Raw genomic sequence first — 23,597 nt, forward strand, 5'->3', positions numbered from 1 at the left:
CCAAGCGCGAGCGTGAGACTTAGCGAAACGGGCTCCCGACCCGCGCGGCCATTCGCCGCGTTCGCAGCGGCCTGCGCATCCGCCTCGTTGGCGTAGACGCGCGACAGCGTTTTTGCCCCCTCGACCTTCCCGGCCACAAATTGCTCGCGCTTGCCGGATTTCCGGTCGTGCCACGTCGCCTTCACCCCCGGCACGTCGTCGCGCTTCTGGCGGCTGAACTGGTGGGCATCGCCGTCGCGCCGCGCGATGGTGACGGTCGCTATCGGTTTGCCGGACGGCGTCGTGCCGGCGGCGATCGGCGAGACGATCAGCACGCCGCGCGCGATCTTCGCCACCGCGCCGCGCTCCCGGCCGAGGCGGCGAAGGAAGGCGAGGTCACTTTCGCGGTTCTGCGCCTTTGCCGTGACCGCGATGTCGGCGAGGCTGGCCGCGCAGCGCGGTGTCAGCTGGTGCCGCTCGGCGATCTCGGTCACGATCGCGCCGAGCGTCGTGCCGTGCCAGCTCTTCTCGCGCCTGGTCTTCAGTTCGCTGGTGAAGTCGGCCGATCGCGCGCGGATCGTGATCAGGTCGGGCGGGCCGCCGTGCCCGACCTCGTCGACGATGAACCATCCCTTGTCGACCAGGCCGGGCGTGACGTCGCTACCCTGCTTCCAGCCGAGCCAGACGTGGATCTTCGCGCCCGTCGGCGGGAGGGCGACGGCGCCGTCGGTGTCGTCGATGACGAGATCGAGCTGGTCGGCCTCCTCGCCGCGCTTTTCGGTGATGCCGAGCGAGACGAGGCGACGGCGCGGCGGGCGGCCATTGGCTTGCGCGACGCGGCCTTCGAGCAGCGGCGTGATGTCGGTGCCGTCGACGACGACGCGGACGGCGGCGATGTTCGCGATCATGCGACGTCGCTGTCGACGCGCAGGAGGTCTATCGCGAAGTCGATCTGGCGCGGCGTGCCGTCGGGGAAGAACGCCTTTCCGCGATCGTCGATGCCGGTGATGACGAACGCGCCATAGACATAGCCGAGGCCGTCGACGAGCGACCAGGCGTCGCCGGTGTCGGCCATGCGGCGCAGCTCGTCGATCGACACGCGGCCGTCCGCGATCTCGGCATAGACGGTGCCGGGCAGGGCGATCGTCTCTTCGCCGGGGCCGGTATATTGGGTCGCGTCGCGCGCGCCGATCCGCGTGGACGTGGCGTGGCGCCAGTTCGCGCGGCGCGCCAGCTCGTTGAAGGCGAGCGTCTGGATCGAAAAGGGGAACAGGCCAAGCGCGAGCAGCATCAAACGGTCTCGTAATCGGGGGTGTCGGCGAAGGACGATCGGCGCCGCGCGGCCTTTTCGCGGTCGCGGCGGTCCAGTTCGTCGGCGACGGCGCGGGCGAGGGCTTGCGAATCCTGTCCCGGCTGCTGGTGGATGTGGATGGTGTAGCTGCGGGGTGCCGCGCTGGCCGCGGCGGACGGTATGGAGGCGGCGCCGGCGGCCCCTGACATCACCAGCGCCGGGATCGCGCTGCCGGTGACCATTGCGGCAGTAAGGCGACTGGATAGGCTATCCATCCGCCTGACGGGCTCGCCTTCCTGCGCGGCGATACCGTTCGTCAGGCCGTCGACGATGTGCCCACCGAAGCCCATGAAGACCCGGCTTGGCGACTTGATGCCGAGCGCACGTCGGAAGGCGCCGGAAGCCGTGCTGGCAACGATCGTTACGGCAGAGACAACCCAGCGCAGCCCGCTCAATAGCCCGTTGACCAGGCCCTGCATCATGTGGCGACCGGCTTCGGTAAGGCGTGCCGGCAGTTGAACGCCGAACAGACTGAGCAGGGCCGCGACGCCGCTGTAGACCAAGCCTACCGGACTGAAGTTGAGCAGCATGCCGGCGACACCGGCAATGCCATCTGCGAACCCTGCCTTGATGCCGTTCCACACGCCACCGAACCACCCGCTGATCGCGCCCCAGTTTGCGTAGATCAGGTAGGCTGCGGCGCCGATCGCGACGATACCGGCGACCACACCAAGGGCAATGCCGATTACTGGCAGCATACCGATACCAAGCGCGCCAGCGGCGAATGCCAGTGCGGAGAACGGCGCAACCAGGCCAGCGATGACGATCGCACCGCCGCCTAAGATGAAGAACAGGCCGGCAAATGCCGCGGCACCTACCGCGATCGCCTTCGTCGCGTTCGGATATCGGTTGGCAACATCGCCGATCCATGTTGCGAACGCATTCGCCCGTTCAACGACCGCGTTCACGGTCGGCAGCAGCTGCGACCCAAGCGTAATAGCCAGGGTGGTCGCGTTGATCTTTAGCTTCTTGGATTGCTCGGCCGAGTCCTTCATGCGATCGGCGAAGTCGCGATCCGTCGTGCCGCCAGCCTTCGTGGCCTCAGCACGGATCTTCCGGAATTCCTCCATGTTCTGGATCAGGGGGCGAAGGCCCTGCTGCACCTGGGCGTCTTCGAACAAATACCCCAGCTTCGAGAGGTCGCCTTTGAGCGTCTTGTTCGTCAGCTCCGCGATAGCTTCAAGTGGTGTCTTCCCCTCGCTGTACGCCTTTTTCAGTGCCTTCGGGAGATCGACGCCCATCTTGGCAAATGCTTTGTTCGTCGACGGCGACGCGATCTTCTGAAGGATGTTCGCGAGGTTCGAGCCGGCAGATGCGGCGTCGCCGGCACCCTTGCGAGCGATCTGCAGCCCGGCAGCGAGATCCGCCACGGCACCGACGCCCGTTTGGCCTAGGCCCTGATACGCGGCCGTCAGCGCCGGGAAATACTGCGCCATATCCTTGATCTCGAACGCGCCCGCCTTGCCGGCGCTGGCCATAACATCGATGATCTTGCCGGTCTGCGCGACTGGCACCTTCAGATTGTCGGTGGCGGCAAATGCAGCGGCGGACAGGTCCGAGATCTCGGCTTTGTACGCGGTCGCCGCGCGGCCGATCGGCTTCATCATTGCGACCGCGTCGGGCACCTTGGCACCGAGACCCGAGAGCGCATCGACGCCGGCTTGCAGATCGGCGGGCATCTGGTTGGCAGCGCGCGCCGAGACGAGCAAGTTGCGACCAAACTGATCCGATGCTGCGCGCGACAGATCAGCTTTCTGGCCGATGTCGGTCATCACCGACTGATAGTCCTGTGCGGCTTTGATGCTGCGGATCAGCGGCGCCGCCATAGCCACCCCGGTGCCAATCGCCGCGGCACCACCGGCCGCGAGCCCGGTCGCCATGCCCTGCGTACGCGAGAAGCGCGCGCGTCCTGCCGCCATACGCCGCTCGCGATCGGCGAGCCGCCCGACATCGGCCGTCTGCTGGACAATCGTGCGGTTGGTTTCGACCGCCTCGGTACGCAGCCGGCGCTGATGGCGCGAAAGGTCGTTCGTGTCGATGCCGGCAGTGTGGAGGCGCAGCGACATTTCGTGGAGGGACTGCGCCTGCTTGCGCTCTGTCGTTTCCAATGTCGTTGCCTCGCGTTCTGCCCTGGCGAGCGCGCGGGTCAGAGCCGCGGTCGGTTTGTCTGCCTCGGCGATCTCCTGCCGTAAACCCGCCATGCGTGTGCGCGCCGTTGCCAGCGCGATCCCGGTATCGCCTAGGCCGGTCTTCAGTTTGCGGAAGCCAGCGATATCGCCCTGCGCGCGCTCTATCTCGCGCAGGCTGTCGCGTGTCAGCTTGAGCGCCTGCGCCGCCTTGGTCGATCCACCGGCGATGGTGCGCAGCGGACCGGTGACACGGTCACCGGCCTCCAGCAGCATGCGGATGCGCAGGTTACGATCCACGGGTCTGTCCTTCGGGGTTGTGGCGGCGAGCAGCGCGTGTGCGCCACTGCATCAGGTCGTGGATTGACAGCGCGTCGAGCGCGTCAGGAGGCCAGTGGAAAACGAAGGCGATATCCGCCATCGCGTCCTCTACATGCTCTGGGAGAGCGCCTCCTTGGTCGCAGTCGGCAGCAAAAAATCGACAAGCACCCCTGCGATCTGCGTGATGTCGGCGGGATCCATCGCATCGACCAGGTGCGGGTGGAGGATCGGCTGCGTCACGCGCGGCGCGACGAGGGCCACCTGATTGTAATCCATGCGGACCAGGCCACCGATGTTTGCGCCCCGTAGCGCGCCGCCCATCGGCTTCCGCACATGGATCACCGTGCCGGCGGACAGCACGACCTTGTCGGCGACGACGATGTCATATTCGAGAGTGAAGTCACCCGGTGCGGCAAGGCCGGGGGTCGCGTTGTCGTTCTGGTTGTCCATCGTACGTTTCCTGTCAGGTCCTATAAGTTGGCTGGGTCAGTGCGCCGGGGCGACGGCGCGGCCGGCGGATCGCGGTCACGCCGCTACAGGCCCATCGCGGCGCGATGGTCGGCCATCAGGTCGACGCCACCGACGATCTCGATCATGCCGAGCACATCGATCTCGACCTCGACGACACCGTTCCACGTCAGCTTGAAATAGCTCAGCTGGCTCTTGACCTTGAACTCGGTGTCTTCGCCGGGCTTCCATTCGCCCATGTCGATCTCTTCGTGGCGGCCGCGGGTGACGATCTCGACCACGTCGATCGCGCCGCTGTCATCGTTCTGGAACGAGCCGACGAAGCGCTGCTGCACACCCGAGATGTTGAGCATGCCGTGCTGGCGCAGGATCTGGCGCATGGGACCGCCGTAGGTCGCCTCCATTTCCAGCGCCTCGCCGCCCATGTCGACCTTGACCGCGCGGCCCATGCCACCGGCGCGGTAATCCTCGAACTTACGCGCGAGTTTGGGGGGCGTGATCGATACGGTTTCGCCGATAAAGGCCTCGCCATCGTTAAACATCATCGTCTGCTTGAGCTTGCTGGGGAACGCCATCGCGTCAGCCTTTCGTGCGGGAGGTGGGGTTAGTTGCCGGCGACGAGGCTGGCGAAGTCGGCGAAGAACTCGTCGGAGATCTCCTGCTCGAGCCCGAGGGCCTCCAGCGGCGGCACGAAGGTGTAGCGGTAGCCGATGAGCAGCTTGCCGGCTTTCAGTTGGTCGACCGGGTTCCTGGCGCCGTCGAACAGCGCGACGGCACCGAGGATGCGGCCGCCGCGCTTTTCCTGCCGGAACTTCTCGTTGATCTGCTCGACGATGTCCTTTGCCAGGCTGGGCAGCAACGGCTTGTCCATCGCCCACACCAGGCCGAGCGCCACAGTATCGGCGAGGATCTGCGCGGTGCGGCATGCGCTTTCGAAGACGAAGTCGCCGTCGGCGATGGCGCAGGTGCGATTGCCCCAGAAGCGCAGCTCGCCCGCGATGCGAACGACGGTCACCAGATCCGACGCGTTCAGCACGTTGGCGTCGCAATCGGCGTCCTGAATGTCGAAGGTGACGTCCGCCGCGAGGCCGTCGATGTCGGGCAGCGCGACGTTGGACAGCGTCTTGTGCCAGCCCTGCGTCTGGTCGATTGCGGCGCGTGCGCCCATCGCCACCGCGGCGACCGGCACGCCGATGCTCGCACCGTCCGCACCGTAGGGCGCGGTCACGCCTGGCCAGAGCAGCGTCAGCTCGCGCGCATCGGGGAACAGCGCGCGGTGGGCGATAGCCTCGCCGCGATCGTCGCCGACCGCCATCGCATAGACGCGGGCGCGCAGGCGCTTGGCGACGACGACCAGCGCCTTGGTCACCAGTTCAGACTCAAGCCCCGGTGCGCCGATGATGCGCGGGTGCAGGTTCAGCTGCGTAGACGCGGTCAGCAGCGTCTGCATGCCGGTCTTCACGCCCGCGACGTCCGTGCCGATCACGGCGGTTGCAGTATCGGCGGGCGTAGCACCAGGCGACACGCGAACGACGACGATCGGCGCGGTGACCTGACCAGCGATAGCGATCAGGGCGGCGCGCAGCGTGCCGGTTGCGCCGGCCTCTTCGATCGCGTCGTCGAGGTTCGTGACCTTCACCGCGGTATCAAGCGGGAATGCGCCTGCGACGGCGTCGGGCGCGGTGGCGACCAGGCCGATGACGGCGGTGGCGACGGTCGCGATCGAGCGGGTCGTTTTCTTGACCTCGGTGACGTTGATACCGTGGAGGGAGCTCATGTGCAGACCTTTCAGGCGAGCGCCGACAGGGCGCGGATGGTGGACGAGATCGAAAATGCGGGTGCGCCAGGGACGTCGGTGCGACGGCCGGTGATCGTGAGGATCGCCGACTGCGGCAGTTTTCCGGGCGAAAGCACGATGCGGGAAAGTCGCGCGCGCCCTTCTTGACGAAGCAGCGCGTGCGCCGCGGCGGCAATGATCCGGACTCGGCCGAGTTCGTGATTCGGCTGGTCGATAAGCTTCGGAATTTCCGAACCGTACTCGCGCCGGCCGACGCGCGTGCCGACCGGTGTCCCAAGTATGTCGTCGATCGACTGCCGAAGGTGATCAGCGCCCGCCAAGCGCGTGCCGGTATGACGATCCATGCCGATCATTGCGGCTTGCCTGAAAGACCGCCGCCCGGCTGGACGCCGAGATGCATGTGATCCTTGAGGCTCTTGCCGGCACCGACAACGTCGGTCTCTGCGGTGATCGTGCCGGTCGACTTGATGTCGCCGTCGACCGTCAGATTTCCCTTGAAGGACAGGCCACCAGCGGCGTCGATCCGCACGGTCGCGCCACCGGGTAGGATTGCCGTCAGGGCATGGGTTGCTGGATCGTAACCGATCCGCGCGCCGTCCTCGTATTCAGCCACCGAGGAAGCGTCGTTCGCCGGGTGCGGGTGGGCGTCGCTCGACAGGCTACCGATGATCACGCCGCGGGCGGTGTCGGCTTCGGGCGCGAGGACCATGACCTGTTCGCCGATCGCGGGTGGCGACCAGGTGCGCGTCGATCCGGCACGGCTGGCAAGCCACGGAATATCGCCCGTAGTCAGTTCGTCGGCGAATGCGACACGCGCGGTGCCGGCGGCGTGGTCGACCGATACGACCACGCCTTCGCGCGCTAGATCGCCAATAAGGCGCTGGGTGTCGGTAGTGCCGGCCATAATGGCGACCATGCGCGGGACGTTTGCAGAGGCGAGGGCGCGCTCTTGTAGAAACGTTTTCTACAAGAGCGCGGGCAGCTAGCCGGCAGGGTTCCTGCCGCTAATTGCGAGGCTCGTCACACGGGCTTGAGGCGGTCAGCCTACCCGTTTTCATCAGCATTTTTTCGGGTAGGCTGGCCGTCGCATTGCTCACGACGTTTGATATCTGAAGGCGCTAACCAAACATGCGTCGATGGCGGCGCTTTCTTTCCGGTCGGCACTGCTCGGCCCGCCCCTAGCCCCCTGGGGCGGGCCGTTATCCCGCGCGAGCTTTGATGCCGTTGCCATAATTTATTCCTTCCAGTTTGGACGGGTGCCGGTTAGATCGCGGTGCCGGCCTGCTCCTGCCGGAGCGGCCCGGCCGGCCCGCCTGCCTCCTGATAAAGTCGGGCGGGCCGTGACCCCCTCTGATCGCCGCCGTGGGGCGCACCTCACCATTGCCGTGATGCGGTTCAGCCGACGCCAGACGTCAGCGGGCAGGCGTTGGTGCAGGACGTTCACGAGCAGCGAGCCCTTGTAGATCAGCAGCGTCACCGCGAGCGCCGCGCCGGCATCGGGAAGGCGTAGAGCAACGCGCCAAAGCCCCCGAAGAGATACAAGATCAGGTCGCTCATACGCCCCTCCCTAAATTGTTGATTTGTGATTCCCCGAGGGCGGCGGCGATCACGGCCCGGATGGGCGGTCTGCGCGATACCGCATGGCTGTCGCGGTCATGCGTCATCCCTTCCCGCGACCGTATGAGTCGCGATGGTGCTGGTGATTGTTGATGTCGTCGGAGATGCCGCGCCGATGCGGCAGATTAGGGTTGCCCCATCACCCCGCCTGCGATGCGCCTGGGGTTAGGTGAGCGCTATGGCTGAAAGGCGTGCGATCACCCGTTAGCCGGGGGCTGTGTCGCCGACCTTCACACCCCTCGGTCCCGGATCGATGATCGCCTGTCCGTCACCCAACGGGTAATCAACGAACGCGTCCAGTTCGAACACAGCGGTGACGGTGCGAGTCTCCGTGTCGAATATAGCTACAGTGCGAGGTTCCATCTGCTGATCCTTTCTTAGAGACGCGCAAGGAGTCCGGCTGTTGCCGTAACTGAGTCACGCAGCTTGGCGAACATGCCGGCCTGTCCAGACGCAATCGTGTGAACGTTGTCAGGCAAGTTTGTGATGTTGGCGGCGAAGGCGTCGGCAAAAGACACATAGAGGGTGTTCGAAAGCCCATCCGCATAGGTTGCCTCCCATGCTCGCAGCGGCTGCATGACGCTGGCCTCAATTGCGTCGAGACGGGGCGGCGGTCCCATAAGTATCAGGGGCTGAGTCGGGTACATCTCGCGCAGCCCAGCAACGAGGGCAGGCAAGCCCGTTTCTGTGGATTCGAAGTCTGCTAGCACCGTTTCATTCGTGCCAAGCATGACCATGATCGCATCCGCCTGCAGGATGTCGAACTGGCCGCACTTCAACGCAATTACCGCGTGAGATGTCTTCCAGCCGCCATCGCCTTTGACCACACGCCGGTAATGCTTGCCGATTGAGCGAAGCCACCGCTGGAATGCAGCGTGCCAAAAATCGTAACCATACACAGGCGTGCCGAGGATGGTCGTATTCGAAAGACTGTCGCCAATTACGAGCATGACCTTCGGGGCTTCGAACGCGAAGTCATTGGTGAAACGCTGAGAATGGAAACCCGCTTCGAAGTTGAATGTATTCGTGCCCGCGCCGGTTGCTACAGCAGTTCTGAGGACGAACGATATGCTTTCTTTTTCACGAACATATTCGAAAATTTCTACTATGGTGGCACGTCCCGGCCCCACTTTCAAAGGGGCAATCCCCGGCGATGCCGCGTTCGCAATGAGATTCGCATTGCCCCGCTGCATATGGACGAGAACCTCGATATCGGAGGTCAACGCAAGGGACGTCACGTAAAGTGCCTGCCCCAAGCCCGGTCCGATAGCGCCCAAAACAGTGCCTACGGCGACTGCTGCGCTGGTATTCGCGTAGGTGATGCGCGTGTTAGTAGCTTGAAACCCTTCGCGCGCTGCATTGCTTTGAAATGATGCCGAAGCACCGCGCCCTGCAGTCGTAGCTCGCGCTGCGGCCAAGCCGGCCCCCAACGCAGCGCCGGCCAACTCCTGAGCATCCGGATCGAACGCCATTAGTTGTACCCCCGAATGAGAATGGTCGCGGTGCCGGCGAACTTCAGGAAGCCACCACCCTTGAGGCCGTAGAAGCCGAGGGCGAGGGGGCTGACTGCAGCAACGCCGGATGCCGTTGCGTTAATCGCGGCATAGGCGGATTCATCGGCCGACCTGGTGAACGTGGCGATTCCTGCACCGGTGACTTGGATCTCGACGCCGGCGTAGTTGCGCATGTCGATCGCCGTCGCTGGCGCCCATGCCGCCCATGGCTTGATGAGAGGGAGCGTGCTCAACGTACCGGCGAGCAGCGCGCGAACTGCCTCCACCTTGTCACGGACGAGGGTCAGGGTGGCATCGAGCGCGATGGCCCCAAAGGCATTGCGAAGGGCCATTACTGTCCATCCTCGATCGAGAGTGAGATATCGCCGCCCGAGGTATCCCACCACGCGTAAGGGCCGGCATGGTCAGGCTGGGTGGGCTGTATGAAGACTGGCGGCTGGAGGCTGCCAGCGCGTTCGCCGCGGAAGCACCACTGATCGCCAAAGCCCCGCCGGCTGGCGGCGACGAACTCGCGGATACAGCGCTGGTAGCTGACCTGGTGCCCGAGCAACTGCGGGTGAACGATTTCGTCCCCGAAGAGCGCGTCAAGGCTATGCTGCTCGACGCCGTAGCGGAACCACGCCCACTCGACATCGAGCAGGAACACCCGCCCGCGATACTTCGGGTCATTGTGCAGACGTCGCAGAGTGTTGCGGATCAGTTCGTTGACGTGCTCGCCGCGCGCGTTGCCGCGGCGCAGGATGCCCCGGCCGGTCCAGTCCTTCAGCGGCGTGATCGAGCGGTTGAGCGCCGGATCGGCGTTGTACGGCGGGACCAGCTCGTCATCGGCGATCGGCGCTGCCTTGGCGTACGGCCATTGCAGCGCGTTGCCACCGAACGTGTTCGTTTGCTGGTCCGTGTTATCGTGCGGCGACGTGCAGGCCACGTAATATTGCACGCCGCCATCGAGCCGGCGCTTGATCTCCGCCTCGTAATACAGCGGACTGCTGAAATAGACCGGGCTGATCTGACCGCTGTTGTACGCGGACATCTGCATGTCGTTCATGCCGAAGCCGTCGAAGAGCAGGAACACCGGCGATGGGTCTACCGCCATCGCCTCGGCCCACTGGCCTTCCGCCTGGCTCTGGACATGACCCCCGTGCGACCAGCCATCGGCCCGGTAGAGGGTGCCAGGTCCGTGCGCGGCCGAGAGTGCGTCGGCCAGAACCGTCAGCGGAGCCTGCCCGATCGGCGCGGCACCGTCGCGGTTTACCTCCGGATCGGAGTCGGTAACGACCGAGGATCCGCGGCCGACGAGCCGCTTCACGCGCGGGCTGAATACCGGCTTGCCGTCCGGTCCCTGGACGACGTCGCCATAGGGCGCGGTCAGCGTGTGATCGAAGCCGGACCACAGGTCGACGATGTTCGCGGCGGCCTGGGTATCGCCGAGGCCCGGAAGTGGTCGGCTGCTTACGAAAACGTAATTATCGTAGCCGGCCGAATACTGAATCTTGGCAATCGTGAATGCGGGGAAGACGCCGGCACCGCCGCCCACGACCGCACGCCGTTCGCCGCTGCCGTTCGTGACGATGAGGTCGCCCGTGTTGGTCTTTGTGATGACCACTTCGAACGAAAAATCGTTGATCAACGGGGCGTCTTCGATGAACACCTCGTTGGGGTTGCCGTCGATCGGCCTGGCAAGCGGGATGCCGACGATCGCCGACATAAGCCCCGAGACGGTGTCGAGGTTCGGCAGGTCACGGCTGCCGATGTAGACGTAGTTGCTGAAGCCTCCAGAATACTGGATCTTTGCGATCGTATTCTTTTGAAAAACGCCTGCGTCGCCACCGACGATCGCGCGTCGCTCGCCGCTCCCGTTCGTGATCACCAGCGCTGCTGTGTTGGTCTTCGTGATGATCATTTCGAACGCGGCATCGTTGACCAGCGGCGCATTCGGGACCGAGACTTCGTTCGGATTGCCGAGGATGGGTTCGGCGAACTGCACGCCGATCGCTGCCGACAGTGCGGTGTAGGCAGCGTTGGCTTTGCTTTCGGCGGCGAGGAACGTCACGCCATCGGGCGTTTGACGGACCAGGTTCCATCGGTCGCCACCGTCGTTCTTCTCGACACGCGCCGTCCATCCGCGGCGCAACTGCTGCCCGATCGGCATGAAAAGCTCTCGGATCGGGACCGAACCGATCGTCACGAAAATCAGGCCGAGACTATCCTCGGGCACCACGAACTCGACGATGGCGCGATTGGCAAAAGGCTCGAACCCGGCCGGGATCGTAACGGTATATTCGGTTGCTGTCGGCGTATTGCCGGCGACCGTTGCTACCCCTTGCGGGACGATCAGCCCGGTCGAGAGCGCCGCGAGGCTCGCGCCCCATGTCTTGCCATCCTTGACGACCGGCACGAGTTCGGTGCCGTCCGGCGCATCCAGCGCTGGGAGAAGAGAAATCTTAGCCATGTCAGTAGCCCCAGGCGCGCCAGCGGAAACCGCCGATTTCGGAAAGGTTGTTGGTGTGATTTTGTGCGAACAGATCCGCATGGTCGGGGAACAGCCCTACCTCTTGAATCGAGGTCAGGCCCTCGACCGTTTGATTGAGGTTCCGCGTCATCGTCACGATGCCGAAGCACGCGTTCGGAAACGGCGGATCGAACTGAAGCGAGAAGGGGCCTTCGGTCGCGCGCGCTGGCGACACGCCCCATATCTCGACAAAGCCATCCGACGATACACGCCAACCGTTTTCGGCAAAGGTGACCGTGCCAGCATCGCGGAGCGCGGCCGGCGTCACCGCCATATCGGTGCGGGTACCGGCACGGACGTCGGCAGCGGTAGCGGCATCGACGGTAAAGGTTCGGTTGGCAGTGAGATCACCGCCGCCCTTCACCAAGCCGGAGCCGTAGACGGTGCGCGACATGATGCCGTCCAGCGTCTGGCCGATCGCTGCGAGCGCATCGGCGATGGCCGCGGCGATCATCGCCAGGACGACCGCCCCGGTGGTCGCGCGCACCGTGTCGCCGGCGCTGGCCTCGGCGAGGGTCGCCAGTTCGACGACGCCTTTCTTTTCGGTCGACGCTGGCGGGTTCAGGAAGTTCGTGCTGCCAAACGTGATCTCGTCGACGCCCGCGACCGGGAACGCGATGTCGATAGCCAGGGCCAGCATCGAGCCGATCGACTTTTCGACGATCGTCGTGGCCTAGCTATAGGCCGCAAACAGCGTGCCGTCGGTCAGGAACAGCCCGAACCCGCGCACCGTGTACGAGATCGCCGCGTCATCGGTGACGGTCATGTGCACGACATTTTCGGCCTCGACCGATCCGGACACCGTCGAGAGCCGGCGAAACTCGCCCGGCAGCGCGGTCAGTGACGGCGCGGCGACGAACGCCGTATCGGTCAGCCCGACGCGGGCGATCGTCAGGTCGATGTCGTCGCCTGCCTGCGCCGCGGTGAACCGGCCGAGCCCGGCGGTGGTCATGACCAGTTTCAGAGCGCTCATGGGCGAGTATCCAGATAAGAGCCGTCGCCAGCCTCGATCGGTTCGCCGTCCTCGGTTTGAAGATAAGCGGCCCAATCCGGCGAGGTATCGATGATCATGTCGGCGTCGGTGCGGGTGTAGGCGGTCGCGCGGATCGCGCCCTCGATGCCGATCGCGCCGGCTACCGCGATCTCCTGGACGAGGCGCAGATGTTCGCGCAGCGGCTTCACGCGCGACACTTCGCGGATGATCGCGTCGGCAAACGCCGCGCTGGCACGCCGGCCACCAGGCGCCGTACCATCGGCCAGCACCATCGGCACGCAGATGTCGAAGGTATGGGCGGGCCGCCGCGGCGTGGCCTCATGCCATTCGATCAGCCGCGCAAGCTGGTCGAAGCGACCCAGCACCGTCTCGACCGAGGTGCGCGTGCCCTTGCGACGGTGCAACGCGATCGAATCAGCGACCGCGGCGCGCTTGTCCTGCTCGGACCAGTCGGCGTCCCAGGTATCGACGGACAGGCCCCATGCGAGCCACGGTAGCAGCGCGACCGGGCAGGTCATTGGATCGTCGAGATCGGCGGGCGTTGCAACGTCGACGATGCGCGCACCGCCCGCCTCGAGCGCACGTTCGAAGGGCGTCGCGTTGGGGGGCAGCAGGCTATTCGTCATAGCCGGCGTGGGTCACGTCGATGGAGGTGCAGCGTGCGGCCTGCGTGAGGTCGCACACGATCGAGGCGGTCGGGGAAACGAGTTCGACGCGCTGGACGCCTTCGACGGTCAAAGCCGCGTAGAGGCCGGACATCGTGATATCGCGACCGAGCTTGCGCGAGTCTGCGAGATAGCGGTCGAGCTTCGTGCCTGCGGTGGTCAGTACGAGCGAGGGATCCGGCCCGGTGAAGGTCCACAACTTTGCTACCAGGGCAAAGGGCCGCTGTGTGGCGGACTCGACGGATACGAGATCGCCGAGCGGGCGGATCGAGCGGTCGCTGACTATCGCGCGGACCTGATCGAGCAGCGCGGCCGATGCGAAGCCGTCGCCCTCGGACGACAGGACCGACACCAACACTTCGCCGGGGGCTGGCGACGTGGCGCTGGCATCGAGCACGAGGCCGCTCGCATCCTTGGCGTGCTTCACATAGGCCAGTTCGGGACCGGCGACCGAGAAGCCCTCGGGGCCGAGGACGATCCGCGCGCGGAAACTGTCGTCGGTTTCGTAGATCGCCGCGGCACCGGTCGTGGCGCTGGCGGGCGTGACGACCAGGCGCGCGACGCCGATCGCTGCCCCGAGGTGGTCGAGGGTCGCGCCGGTGGCATAGGCGACCAGGCGCTGTTGCAGCCGTTCGTTGAAATCCTGCCGCAACAGCATCTCGTCATAGGCAGCGATCTGCAGAACCTTGACCGCCGGATCGCTGTCGATCGTGGCATCGAATGACGGCATCAGCGCCTGTACCCGCGCGATCTTGCGCTGGAATATCGTCTCGTAATCCAGTTGCTCGACGATCGTCGGGGGATCGAAGCGCGACAGGTCGACGGTGGTGGGACTGGAGGTGGCGGCCATGGTTCGGTCATGTCGTCGGGGCAACGAGGGCGTGGCTATGGCGCGCTCTTGTAGAAACCCTTTCTACAAGATCAGGCGGGTGCGACCTGCGCGAGGATGAGATCGAGGATCCGCTGTTGTTCGGCTTCCGTCAGGCCAAGCAGCACGCGGCGGGTGTAGCGCACCTTCGGCTGACCAGGTGCCGGTGCGTCCGACAGGCCGGCCTGGTGGATGCTGGCGATCCGCGACGCGCGACCGCCGAAGCCGACCCAAACTTCGTCGCCGTTGCCGCCCGCCTTCAGGCTCTTGGCCATGCGCAATTTGCGGAACATCTTCTGCTGGCGAAGCTTGCCTTTCCTCCGGCCGCGATCGGGCTTGGGACGGCGCGGGGCGAATGCCGCGCCCTCGGGGTCGCGCTGGGCAGCGATGCGATCCGACTGGCTCTTACGGATCTCGCGGCCGATCGAGCGCATCAGCCGCGCGCGTTCCGGCGCGGCGGTGCGCACCAACAGATCGCGGACTAGCTGCTCGATCGGCGCGAAGTCGTTCATCTCGTTACGATCTCGACCATGCCGGTGCCGTCCTCGATCAGGCCGGCCCACAGGTCGGTGCCTGTCGGGACGCCGGCAAAGGCGTCGTTCATAACCGGTTCGGGTAGATGCGTGACCTTGAGGCCGTTTGGCTGTTGCTCGACGCGGACCAGCTCGGTCAGGTCGATCGAGACCGTGATGTCGCACGTCTCCGCGTCGAGCAGCTCCGATTCAAACGTGAACGGCTTGCGCTGGCCCTTCTCAAATAGATCAGGCTGGTTGGCGGCGATCCATGCAAGGATTGGCACGAGAAGGTTGTCGACCTTGCCGGTGTAGTCTTGCACCCAGACCGAAGCGGTGTAAGAGTATTCAAACGAGAGCGATCCTGCGCGCGCGGCCACATCGCCCTTATCGACGAAAATCTCCATCAACTCTGGACTGTTCCCAATTTCGGGAACAGATGCGAGTAGATGCTTGCGCAGGCTGTCCAGCTTTCTCATGCGCGTTCGCCGCTGGCAACGCCAACAAGTCCAAAGCCGATGACCTGGTCGTCGACGAACCGTCCGTAGATCAGACCATGGCCCGCATGAGGACCGGTTTCATGCTTGCCAAGCAGCCCGTTCAGTAAACCGATTAGGCCAGCACAATACGTGCCGTCGATCATGCCGACCTGGAATGTCGGATGCTCTGCTAAGGCCGCATTGCATTCGGGGCGATGGCTGACGATCGCATTCATGAAGACGGGGTCAGCCGCCAGCAGGTCGTTCAGATACACGCACACCGCGGCCGCTTCAAAACGGCTCACCATCACTTGTCCTTCGTCACCGGGCAGCTGCCCGGCACGTTCCAGTTGACCAGGCGGTCGTTGCGATCGGCGTTGCCGGCGAAGGCACGGGCAAGGCGGATGATACCGGCGCGGATCTTCGTCGGGATCTGCGCGATCAGCGACGGATCCTCCGGCAGGCCCTCGGGGCGCGTAGCGCACGTAAGAAGCTCTCCCGGGGGCGTGTCCTTCACCTGCACGACGATCGGCGCTGGGGTGACCGCTGGCGGGGCGTCAGCGTGCCGGGCGCAGGCCGGCAACGCCGTTAACAGCGCGAAACCAATCGCTATCGACAAGATTCGTCCGTTCAGCTTGAGCATCTGCCATCTCCATTCGTTGTGCGGCCGAGCTTGCTGCCTCGGCAGCAGCGCGCGCGGCGCGGGTGTCGTCGTTCTGTCGGGCGTCGTGATCGGCCATCGCCTGCGCGAGCGTGGCGGCGGCGAGCTGGTCGCTGTCGCTTTTGAATTTCACCAGGCCGGCGACCGTCTGAGCGCACAGGATGCCCCGCGCCGTGTTGCCGATCGCGGCAAAGCCCACGCCCGAACCGGCGCAGATCAACTCGGCGCGGTGGCGCAGATCGTCGCGATCGGCGCTGACGGTGCGATACTGAGCGTACAGCCAGCACCCCACCGCCGCGACGGCCAGCAAGACGAGAAACGATGCCTCGGCTTTAACCGTGGCGAGAAATTTGCGGATCATCGGGGCAGCTCCTTCAGGCAGATCTCGCGCTCGCGTGCGCGACGGGCGACCAGGCCGGGCAGAACCCGACCGCCGGCGAACTTGTATCGCGGGAAAAAATCGCAGCCGGCGCGCCATTGGCCGGCGTTCCAGTATCGCGCGATGCTTGACTTGCAGACCATCGAGACGCCGACGTTGTAGGCGAGCGATACGACCGCCATCGCCTGGTTCGCCCGCCCGTAGATGCCGGGGATGCATTTGACGACGCCCTCGGCATGCACGATCAACTCGCGCTCGAGCATCGTCGTGCATTGCGCATCGGTGTAGGTTTGCCCGAGCTTGATGTCCTTCGTCGCGATCCCGTCGCACGCAGTCGCAACGCCGACCGCGTCGAGATACGCCTTCAGATATTGCTTGCCCGAGACGTGCTTGACGGTGACCGCGCCGGTCGGCGCGATCGTTGCCACTACCTTGCGGCCGCTCTCTTCGTCCGGGACCATAGTGAACAGGCCGAGCGCTGCCGCGGCGCTGCCGAGTACGCCCGCGAGCGTCTTGGCTGCTACCTTGGGTTTCGGGGCGGGAGCTGAGGTGCCGTGTCCAGGCATCATTTGGGGTCCTTTCGCGGGATGAGCGCGAGCAGCCGCTCGCTGAGCTTGCCGGGCAGTTCGGCGAGGACGGCGCTGCAGCCGGCGATGAAACCGGGCGCGCCCTTGAAGGCGACCATCGCGACGAGAAATCCGATCGCCTGCGACACGAACGGGTGCATGCCGAACATCGCGTTGGCGGCGTTCGTGACGAAATAGCTGACGACGATGCCGACCCAGACTTGTGCGATCCGCTGGCCCCATGTGAGGCCGGTTTCGACGAGCAGGCTGACGACGGACCCGAGGCCGGCGGGGACCAGGCTGATGACGAACGCCAGCAGCCAGGTCCCGAAGTCGTGGAGTAGATCCTTCATACGGTCAGTCCCACAGGTTGAGGACATCGGTGCGAACGGCGGTTGCCGGCGCGGCGATGGCAGGGAGGTTGATTGGCTGACCCTTCGGCAGGATCGAGCCGAGACCGGCGACGCCGGGGTTGGCCGCAAGCACGGCCGGTAGATCGGCCGGCCCGAGATTGCGTTCGCGCCAGATCAGCGCGTCGAGCGTGTCGCCGTCGCGCGCACGAACGATGTCGAGCGACGAGGTCATATCAGCTCGACCGTGGTGCGGGTGACGCCCAGCATGTCGCGGATCGCGTGGATTGAATCGCGGCGCAGCTCAGTGACGCTCGGTTCGAGATCCTCGGCTTTGCGCTGCCCGGCGCTGGTTAGGTCCAAGTCGCGGTAGCGCTCGACGACTTCCGCCTTGGCGGCCGTGAAGACGGCGCGCTGATAAAGCAGGACGAGCGTGTTGGTGCCGTCGATCGTCGAGATAGCCCCATCCGACAGCCGCACGTCGTCAAGCTTCCGGGTACCGGCTGCACGGTGGCTCAATGCCCAGGCGGCGAGATCGCGATAGACCGCCAGCATCGCTGCGATCAGCGCCTCGCGGGCGCGATCTGGCGTCACCGCGTCGCGGATCCGATGCTGCTTACGAAATACGGCCGGATCGATGTCGGGAAAGAACCCGTCGTTGAGGATCAGCGCCGGTCCGGGCGTGTCCTCATCCGGCAGGACGGTTGCGATCAGGCCGGTCACAGCGACACGCTGGCGACAACGTCGAGCGCCTTACCCCCCAACAGCACACCGAGCGTAATTGCGCACCAGGCGTAGCGGCGGGGCGAAAGCTCGATCGGTCGGTCGCCCTTCCGTGCGATGATCATGACAAAGCCGCCAAGCAGCATGATCGCGGCGGCTGCGACCAACGCGACGACGCCCACGAAGGCGATAAGGGAGCTGACAAGGAAGTCGGCCATCGAACGGTCCTAGAAATTCACGGGGGTGGGGATCAGGTCGATCGACGGCCCTGCGGCCCGGAGGCCTCCCGTCTCGCGTGATCCGTCCCCGAGCGCCGGGGGCGAGCTTGGTCAGCCGGCGGTGTCGCCGGCCTGTGTTTCAGTGGTGGCGGTCGCATCCGCGGGGACGCCGGGAGAGGGGTTCGCGTCGGCGTTCTTGATGGCTGCGGCCTTCGCTTTTTCGAGGGCGCGCAGCATCGTCTTCACGCCGACACGTTCGTTTTTATCCTGTGCGCGGGTCAGCACGGCCACGGCGCGCTCGATCGTTGGCACGATCGCGTCGCCGGTCGCCTCGCCGGCTGCGCGCACCAGCTCGGCACCGATCGCCTTGAACAGCTTGGCCTTGGGTTCGTCGTGCATGTCGACGCCGTCCGTCAGCAGTTCGACGGCCTCCAGCACGTATAACGGGAATGCTTCGCTTCGTGCCTGTGCCCGCAGGGCAGCGTCCGCGATCTCTTCCAGGACCAATGTTGCGGCATCGCGCACGAAGTGCTTGGGCATGGGGATCGAAAAGCGGAGGACGAAACTCGCCAGCATCAGGCCGCGCGTCCAGTCGCCAGTGTCCAGGCACCAAACCATGATGCTCGGCAGGACATCGTCGGCGCCGGTGGGTTCGAGTTGCCGACCTTCGACACGACGACCGGCGTCCAGCAGCCCGTCACACCAGGCCTGATATTCCGGCAGCATCTGACGCTTGGCGGCGACCTTCAGCTCTTTGGATTTGATCTGCTTGAGGCGCTGGCGATCGTGGCGGAAGCGCAGGGCAACGGTCGCGGCCGCGCGGGCGGCCGGCGTGTTGCCGGTGGGAATGGGGAGTTGGTCCGCCGCGGCCGATGGTACGACCGCGGCGGTACGGGGGTGCCCGCCCCCGGATGCAGGAGCAGACGCCGCTTTCATGGCTAGGATTTGTTCCTGGCGTCGAGCGAAGCTCATGGCGTGTCCTGTGGGAGCGGGAGCGGGGGAAAGGGTTAGCCGCCAGCCGGCGCAGGCGCGGCCGGGGCTTTGCCCATCACGATGTTCTCGATCAGCACCGCCTTGCCCATATCCTCGACGACATAGGCGTGGTTGACGCTCTCGTAGTTCTCGATCTGGTCGCGCTTGGCGTTGTCCTCGATCTTGCGCCGCTCGGTGCCGATCTGTTCATAGACCGACAGGTTGGCGAGCGTAGTGATGAGGATGGCGCTCTTGGGGAACTTCGGCACGCGGACCGCGGTCAAACCGCCGATTTTCTTGTCGGAAAGCAGGACATCACGCGCGAGCTGCTCGGTCGCCTTGTCGCCGGATGCGTTGACGATCGAGAAATACTTGTCGTTGACGAGCGCGCGGCCGACGATCGCGACCAGATCGGTATCCTCGCGGTAGTTTTCGTGAAGCAGTTCGATGCCGGCGAACACCATTGCGTCGATGTTGACGTAATCGACCTCGACGCCGACTTCACCGGCCCCGACGTAGATCGCGCCTGGTACGGTCACGACGCCGTCCACGCGAGTTTCGGTCTTGAGGTCACCGCCGGCTGCGTGGCGCTCCGGGGCGTCTTCGCGGATGTGCTGGAGCCAGCCCTTGTTGACGTCCTGAAGGAGTGGATAGGCGACCGGGTCGGTATCCTTGGCCACCTTCACGCCGTTGAAGCCGATCGTGATGATGTCGACGGCCTTGGCGCTGATGATCGCGTCGCGCAGGAGGGTCTGGAAATTCGGCTGATGAGCCCAGGCGTCGAGCGTCTCGTACCGCACCAGCGTGTCGAAGTCGGTCTTTTCGCACCGGTAGCGCGTCTCGTCGAGATCGCCGGGATAACGGGGTTCGCGGTCCTTCACGCGGGTGTCGGTGCGGCTAGCGATCGTGCCCTTCACGCCAACGCCGACCTTGTCACCTTCCTGCGCGACCACCGGGATAATGTTGATCTTCGACAGGAAGTCGCTCGACGTTTTCAGCTTGGCGCGCAGCGTCTGCGCCACGGACGGCAGCACCTCGAACGAACGGCTGGGGTCGGCGACGTTGTTCAGCTTGCCGATCTGCTGGGTGTAGGCGTCATACTTGTTGCGGGTTACGTTGAGCATCGGTGCGGTTCCTGTGAAGGCTTGGCGGTCTGGGCGGGTGGCTGACGATCAGCAGTCGGTGACGGCGTCGTCCCCGCCGCCCGACGCGGGCGCGCGCGAGAAGCCCGACTGTTCGGTGTTCGCGAGCTGCGTCTTGAGCGTGGCGAAATCGCGCTGGTGGGCAGTCTGCGTCTCGGTGATCGGCTTGAGCGCGGCGGTCACGACGCCGGTGACGATCGATTTAATGTCGGCGGTGAACGATGCAGGATCGAAGTTGTCGTTGGCCGCCTTGGGCTTTGGCTCGTCCTTCGGCTTCTCGGGCTCGGCCGGCTTGAACTTGGCGGTGACCGCGGCGAACAGGCGATCGACGATGCTTTCGACCTTCTCGTCCTCGGCCTTCTTGGCCTCGAATTCGATCGTGACCGCGTCGGTGGAGAAGGCGAACACGCTGCCCGGAGCGCGGTTCGAGAATTGCAGACGCTGGGTGCCGATCGACGCCGGGGTGTCGGTGAAGGCCAGGCCGATGATCCCGAACTTGCCGGACCCTGCGTAGCTGGGCGTGAGCTCGACCGAGGGGAAAGGCTTCTGGTCGGCCTTGGCGAGCGAAACGAGCTGGTCGTTGCCATCGACGACGCCATACATCGCACGGCGCTTCTCGACCTTGCCGGCGATGGTGAAGTCGTCGGTCTTGGCCTCCAGCTCAACGACGTCGCCATAGCCGTTGAACGGGGGCTCGGGGCTGTAGCCCGAGACGTGCTCGATGTTGATGCGCGGACTGTAGGTGGCGGGCGCGAAGGTCGCGACGCACTCGTCGATCATCTCGGCCGTGACCTTGCGGCCATCGCTGATGGTTTCACCTTCGACGAAGATACGAAACGGCTTGCTCTTGGTGCCCATGGCGGCTGGTCCTCGGTTCGGTCGGTTGCGGCGCGCCAAGCGCCCGTTAGCGAGGTCGAACAGGGACCGAATACGGTGCCTTCCTCAAGCGCACGTTCTTGTAGAATGACTTTCTACAAGAGCCGTGGGGGGCGGGAGGCGTATTGGCGTGGCTAGGCTGGCGGTGCCATGTCGATCCTTGCCGACCCACTCACTCTGCCCGTCGAAGAACGGATCCGCGCGGCGCGCAGCCTGTATTGGCGCGGCTGGAGCCTGGCGCAGATCAGCACCGAACTGGACGTAAAATACGACACGGTGAAAAGCTGGGCGCGCCGGCACAACTGGGACGATGCGCCGTCGATCCGCAAGCTGGAGGATTGCCTTGAGACGCGCCTGATGGTGCTGATCTGCAAAGATAAGAAAACCGGCGACAATTATACCGAGTTGGACGCGCTACGCCGCCAGGTCGAAAGCCTGGCAAAGGTCCGCCGCTATGAAGCACCAGGCGGTCATTCCGGCGATCTGAACGACCGGGTCGCGAACCGCAACGCGGGCGAAAATAAGAAGGCGAAGAAGAACCACTTCACCGCCGACCAGGCTGCCGAGTTGAAGGCCATCTTCCTCGATCAGTTGTACGGGTATCAAGAGGCGTGGTTCGAGGCGCTGTCGTTCCGAACCCGCATGATACTGAAGTCGCGACAGATCGGCGCGACTTACTATTTCGCGTTCGAAGCGCTGATCGACGCGATCGAGACCGGCCGCAATCAGATATTCTTGTCGGCGTCGAAGGCGCAAGCGCACCAGTTCCGCAGTTACATCGTCAGCTTTGCCAAGCTGGTGGGCGTCAGCCTTGCCGGCGATCCGATGAACATCACGTCGGACCTACGCCCGGCGGAAGAGGCTGCGGCCGAGTTACATTTCCTTGGTACGAACTTCCGCACTGCGCAGGGCCGTCACGGCAACTTCTACTTCGACGAATTCTTTTGGGTCCATAGCTTTGAAGAGTTGAACAAGGTCGCGTCGGGTATGGCGACGCACAAGAAGTGGCGCAAAACCTACTTCTCGACGCCATCGACGATCGCGCATGCGGCCTATCCGTACTGGACGGGTGAGCGGCGCAACCGGCGACGTCTTAAAGCCGAGCGCGTCGAGATCGATGTCAGCCACGCCGCGCTGAAGGACGGGGCGCAGGGACCGGACCGCATCTGGCGGCATATCGTCACGATCACCGATGCCGAGGCGGCGGGTTGCGACCTGTTCGACATCGACGAGCTGCGCGACGAATATGCGCCGGACGAATTCGCCAACCTGTTCGATTGCGACTTCGTCGACGACAGCCTGTCCGCGTTCCGGTTCAACGACCTGATCAAATGCGGCTGCGACTCCATGGAGGACTGGGCCGACTTCAATCCGGAGGCCGCACGGCCGTACGGCGAGCGCCCCGTGTGGGCGGGCTACGATCCGCAAAATAGCGAGAACGGCGATAATGCTTCGCTGTCGATCATGGCACCGCCGTTGGTCCAGGGCGGGCCGTTCCGGCTACTCGAACGGCATTCCCTCCGCGGTCTCGACTTCGAGCAGCAGGCCAACTTCATCCGGGGCATTCTGTCGCGCTACAATTGCACGTTCCTTGGCATCGACGCGTCGGGCGTTGGCGCCGGTGTCTACCAGTTGCTCGCCAAACCCGATGCCGGGATCAAGGGCGTCACCAAGATCGAATATTCACTCGAGGTGAAGGCGATGATGATCATGAAGGCGCAGAACGTGATCTCGCGCGGGCGCATGGCTTTCGATGCGAGCTGGCTCGATGTCGTCTCGTCGTTCGTCTCGATCAAGAAAACGCTGACCACCAGCGGCCGGAACGTCACGTTCAAGGCCGGCCGGGGCGGCGACGACGGCCACGCGGATCTCGCCTGGTCGATCATGCACGTCCTCAACAACGAACCGCTCGACGGCCGCGAAGCGCCCAAGTCGACTATGGAGATCCTATAATGGGCAAGGCACGCCGCATGGGCCGTCACGAGGCCGGCCGAGCCGGCGCGATCGTCACCACGCCGGAGAAGTCGACGTCGGTTGCGGCGTTTTCGTTTGGGGATCCCGAGCCGGTCAACAGCCGGCGCGAGATCCTCGATATGTTGGAATGCCCGCATAACGGTCGGTGGTTCGAACCGCCGATCAGCGTCGATGGCTTGGCCCGATCGTTTCGCGCGAGCCCGCATCATAGCTCGGCCATCCTGCTGAAGCGCAACCTACTGGTGCGGTCGTTCATGCCGACGCCTTGGCTGTCGCGCGGCGCGTTCGAAAAGCTGGTGTTCGATTATCTGGTATTCGGCTTTGGCTTCGTCGAGCAGCGCCGGAGCGTCCTTGGCGGACTGATGCGCCTCGATCATTCCCTGGCCAAATTCACACGTCGTGGGATCGAAGAGGGGCGGTATTTCTTTGTGGAAAACCTAGCGTCCGAGTTCGAGTTTCGGCCCGGCAGCGTGATTCAGGTCATGCAGCCCGACATCAACCAGGAAATTTACGGCGTGCCAGAGTATATCTCCGC

At 64.7% G+C, this 23,597-nt stretch carries 31 protein-coding genes and 1 pseudogene; 2 read left to right on the top strand and 30 right to left on the bottom strand.

What is annotated here, in order from left to right; translation table 11 throughout:
- The 30 genes from NLI89_RS20045 to NLI89_RS20185 all read right to left on the bottom strand — a co-directional run.
- Nucleotides 1-887: contractile injection system protein, VgrG/Pvc8 family (locus NLI89_RS20045; protein ID WP_254688568.1), on the bottom strand; the 887-nt coding region annotated here is incomplete at its 3' end.
- Nucleotides 884-1,270: a phage tail protein gene (locus tag NLI89_RS20050; RefSeq protein ID WP_254688569.1), complete on the bottom strand. Its 387-nt coding sequence runs from the start codon at nt 1,268-1,270 to the stop codon at nt 884-886. The genes NLI89_RS20045 and NLI89_RS20050, both read right to left, overlap by 4 nt.
- On the bottom strand, nt 1,270-3,756 hold the full coding sequence (locus NLI89_RS20055; RefSeq protein ID WP_254688570.1) for a phage tail tape measure protein: 2,487 nt from the start codon (nt 3,754-3,756) through the stop codon (nt 1,270-1,272). The genes NLI89_RS20050 and NLI89_RS20055 overlap by 1 nt, the downstream gene beginning before the upstream one ends.
- Nucleotides 3,746-3,877, bottom strand: coding sequence for a GpE family phage tail protein (locus NLI89_RS21830; RefSeq protein ID WP_302675889.1), 132 nt, complete (start codon nt 3,875-3,877; stop codon nt 3,746-3,748). Before NLI89_RS21830 ends, NLI89_RS20055 begins: the two co-directional genes overlap by 11 nt.
- A gap of 8 nt (nt 3,878-3,885) precedes the next feature.
- Entirely contained in the window at nt 3,886-4,227 is a 342-nt protein-coding gene (locus NLI89_RS20060; RefSeq protein ID WP_254688571.1) for a phage tail assembly protein, read from the bottom strand.
- 83 nt (nt 4,228-4,310) lie between these two features.
- Complete coding sequence (locus NLI89_RS20065) at nt 4,311-4,820, bottom strand: phage major tail tube protein (RefSeq protein WP_254688572.1); 510 nt, start codon at nt 4,818-4,820, stop codon at nt 4,311-4,313.
- A gap of 29 nt (nt 4,821-4,849) precedes the next feature.
- Entirely contained in the window at nt 4,850-6,022 is a 1,173-nt protein-coding gene (locus NLI89_RS20070) for a phage tail sheath subtilisin-like domain-containing protein (RefSeq protein ID WP_254688573.1), read from the bottom strand.
- An 11-nt stretch (nt 6,023-6,033) separates the two neighbouring features.
- A complete protein-coding gene (locus NLI89_RS20075; protein WP_254688574.1) occupies nt 6,034-6,396 on the bottom strand; it encodes a GPW/gp25 family protein in 363 nt (120 codons plus the stop codon).
- Nucleotides 6,393-6,947 (bottom strand): phage baseplate assembly protein V, encoded by a 555-nt coding sequence (locus NLI89_RS20080; RefSeq protein WP_254688575.1) that lies wholly within the window; start codon nt 6,945-6,947, stop codon nt 6,393-6,395. Before NLI89_RS20080 ends, NLI89_RS20075 begins: the two co-directional genes overlap by 4 nt.
- 917 nt (nt 6,948-7,864) lie before the next feature.
- Nucleotides 7,865-8,023 carry a hypothetical protein gene (locus NLI89_RS20085; protein ID WP_254688576.1) on the bottom strand — a complete coding sequence of 53 codons (159 nt, stop codon included), beginning with the start codon at nt 8,021-8,023 and terminating at the stop codon, nt 7,865-7,867.
- Nucleotides 8,024-8,037: 14 nt separating this feature from the next.
- Nucleotides 8,038-9,132, bottom strand: coding sequence for an SGNH/GDSL hydrolase family protein (locus tag NLI89_RS20090; RefSeq protein ID WP_254688577.1), 1,095 nt, complete (start codon nt 9,130-9,132; stop codon nt 8,038-8,040).
- Entirely contained in the window at nt 9,132-9,506 is a 375-nt protein-coding gene (locus tag NLI89_RS20095; protein ID WP_254688578.1) for a hypothetical protein, read from the bottom strand. The genes NLI89_RS20090 and NLI89_RS20095 overlap by 1 nt, the downstream gene beginning before the upstream one ends.
- Nucleotides 9,506-11,623: a hypothetical protein gene (locus tag NLI89_RS20100; protein WP_254688579.1), complete on the bottom strand. Its 2,118-nt coding sequence runs from the start codon at nt 11,621-11,623 to the stop codon at nt 9,506-9,508. The genes NLI89_RS20095 and NLI89_RS20100 overlap by 1 nt, the downstream gene beginning before the upstream one ends.
- 1 nt (nt 11,624) lies before the next feature.
- Nucleotides 11,625-12,323, bottom strand: a complete 699-nt coding sequence (locus NLI89_RS20105) for a gp53-like domain-containing protein (protein WP_254688580.1) — start codon at nt 12,321-12,323, stop codon at nt 11,625-11,627.
- Nucleotides 12,324-12,356: 33 nt separating this feature from the next.
- Nucleotides 12,357-12,656, bottom strand: coding sequence for a phage tail protein (locus NLI89_RS20110; protein ID WP_254688581.1), 300 nt, complete (start codon nt 12,654-12,656; stop codon nt 12,357-12,359).
- Nucleotides 12,653-13,303: a phage tail protein I gene (locus NLI89_RS20115; RefSeq protein WP_254688582.1), complete on the bottom strand. Its 651-nt coding sequence runs from the start codon at nt 13,301-13,303 to the stop codon at nt 12,653-12,655. Before NLI89_RS20115 ends, NLI89_RS20110 begins: the two co-directional genes overlap by 4 nt.
- Nucleotides 13,293-14,192: a baseplate assembly protein gene (locus NLI89_RS20120; protein ID WP_254688583.1), complete on the bottom strand. Its 900-nt coding sequence runs from the start codon at nt 14,190-14,192 to the stop codon at nt 13,293-13,295. Before NLI89_RS20120 ends, NLI89_RS20115 begins: the two co-directional genes overlap by 11 nt.
- Nucleotides 14,193-14,263: 71 nt before the next feature.
- A complete protein-coding gene (locus NLI89_RS20125) occupies nt 14,264-14,722 on the bottom strand; it encodes a phage virion morphogenesis protein (RefSeq protein WP_254688584.1) in 459 nt (152 codons plus the stop codon).
- The gene (locus NLI89_RS20130; protein ID WP_254688585.1) at nt 14,719-15,201 is read right to left on the bottom strand and encodes a phage tail protein; all 483 of its coding nucleotides are present in this window, start codon (nt 15,199-15,201) and stop codon (nt 14,719-14,721) included. The genes NLI89_RS20125 and NLI89_RS20130 overlap by 4 nt, the downstream gene beginning before the upstream one ends.
- Nucleotides 15,198-15,509, bottom strand: coding sequence for a hypothetical protein (locus tag NLI89_RS20135; RefSeq protein ID WP_254688586.1), 312 nt, complete (start codon nt 15,507-15,509; stop codon nt 15,198-15,200). Before NLI89_RS20135 ends, NLI89_RS20130 begins: the two co-directional genes overlap by 4 nt.
- Complete coding sequence (locus NLI89_RS20140) at nt 15,509-15,844, bottom strand: hypothetical protein (RefSeq protein ID WP_254688587.1); 336 nt, start codon at nt 15,842-15,844, stop codon at nt 15,509-15,511. Before NLI89_RS20140 ends, NLI89_RS20135 begins: the two co-directional genes overlap by 1 nt.
- Nucleotides 15,759-16,223 (bottom strand): hypothetical protein, encoded by a 465-nt coding sequence (locus NLI89_RS20145; protein ID WP_254688588.1) that lies wholly within the window; start codon nt 16,221-16,223, stop codon nt 15,759-15,761. The genes NLI89_RS20140 and NLI89_RS20145 overlap by 86 nt, the downstream gene beginning before the upstream one ends.
- On the bottom strand, nt 16,220-16,810 hold the full coding sequence (locus tag NLI89_RS20150; RefSeq protein ID WP_254688589.1) for a lysozyme: 591 nt from the start codon (nt 16,808-16,810) through the stop codon (nt 16,220-16,222). Before NLI89_RS20150 ends, NLI89_RS20145 begins: the two co-directional genes overlap by 4 nt.
- Nucleotides 16,807-17,160 (bottom strand): hypothetical protein, encoded by a 354-nt coding sequence (locus NLI89_RS20155; protein WP_056063737.1) that lies wholly within the window; start codon nt 17,158-17,160, stop codon nt 16,807-16,809. The genes NLI89_RS20150 and NLI89_RS20155 overlap by 4 nt, the downstream gene beginning before the upstream one ends.
- Nucleotides 17,161-17,164: 4 nt before the next feature.
- Nucleotides 17,165-17,392, bottom strand: a complete 228-nt coding sequence (locus NLI89_RS20160) for a tail protein X (RefSeq protein ID WP_056063734.1) — start codon at nt 17,390-17,392, stop codon at nt 17,165-17,167.
- Nucleotides 17,389-17,880, bottom strand: a complete 492-nt coding sequence (locus NLI89_RS20165) for a head completion/stabilization protein (protein ID WP_254688590.1) — start codon at nt 17,878-17,880, stop codon at nt 17,389-17,391. The genes NLI89_RS20160 and NLI89_RS20165 overlap by 4 nt, the downstream gene beginning before the upstream one ends.
- Nucleotides 17,877-18,098 carry a hypothetical protein gene (locus NLI89_RS20170; protein WP_254688591.1) on the bottom strand — a complete coding sequence of 74 codons (222 nt, stop codon included), beginning with the start codon at nt 18,096-18,098 and terminating at the stop codon, nt 17,877-17,879. Before NLI89_RS20170 ends, NLI89_RS20165 begins: the two co-directional genes overlap by 4 nt.
- 111 nt (nt 18,099-18,209) lie before the next feature.
- On the bottom strand, nt 18,210-19,070 hold the full coding sequence (gene gpM / locus NLI89_RS20175; protein ID WP_254688592.1) for a phage terminase small subunit: 861 nt from the start codon (nt 19,068-19,070) through the stop codon (nt 18,210-18,212).
- Nucleotides 19,071-19,105: 35 nt separating this feature from the next.
- Entirely contained in the window at nt 19,106-20,194 is a 1,089-nt protein-coding gene (locus NLI89_RS20180; protein ID WP_254688593.1) for a phage major capsid protein, P2 family, read from the bottom strand.
- 48 nt (nt 20,195-20,242) lie between these two features.
- On the bottom strand, nt 20,243-21,070 hold the full coding sequence (locus tag NLI89_RS20185; protein ID WP_254688594.1) for a GPO family capsid scaffolding protein: 828 nt from the start codon (nt 21,068-21,070) through the stop codon (nt 20,243-20,245).
- Nucleotides 21,071-21,238: 168 nt separating this feature from the next.
- Between NLI89_RS20185 and NLI89_RS20190 the strand changes: the two genes are divergently transcribed.
- Together NLI89_RS20190 and NLI89_RS20195 are read left to right on the top strand one after the other, a co-directional pair.
- Entirely contained in the window at nt 21,239-23,041 is a 1,803-nt protein-coding gene (locus NLI89_RS20190) for a terminase large subunit domain-containing protein (RefSeq protein ID WP_254688595.1), read from the top strand.
- Nucleotides 23,041-23,597 (top strand): annotated as a pseudogene (locus NLI89_RS20195) (phage portal protein); the annotation flags it as partial. The gene NLI89_RS20190 and the pseudogene NLI89_RS20195, both read left to right, overlap by 1 nt.

Origin of the sequence: Sphingomonas faeni, assembly GCF_024273235.1 — a bacterium.
Classification (GTDB): domain Bacteria; phylum Pseudomonadota; class Alphaproteobacteria; order Sphingomonadales; family Sphingomonadaceae; genus Sphingomonas; species Sphingomonas faeni_A.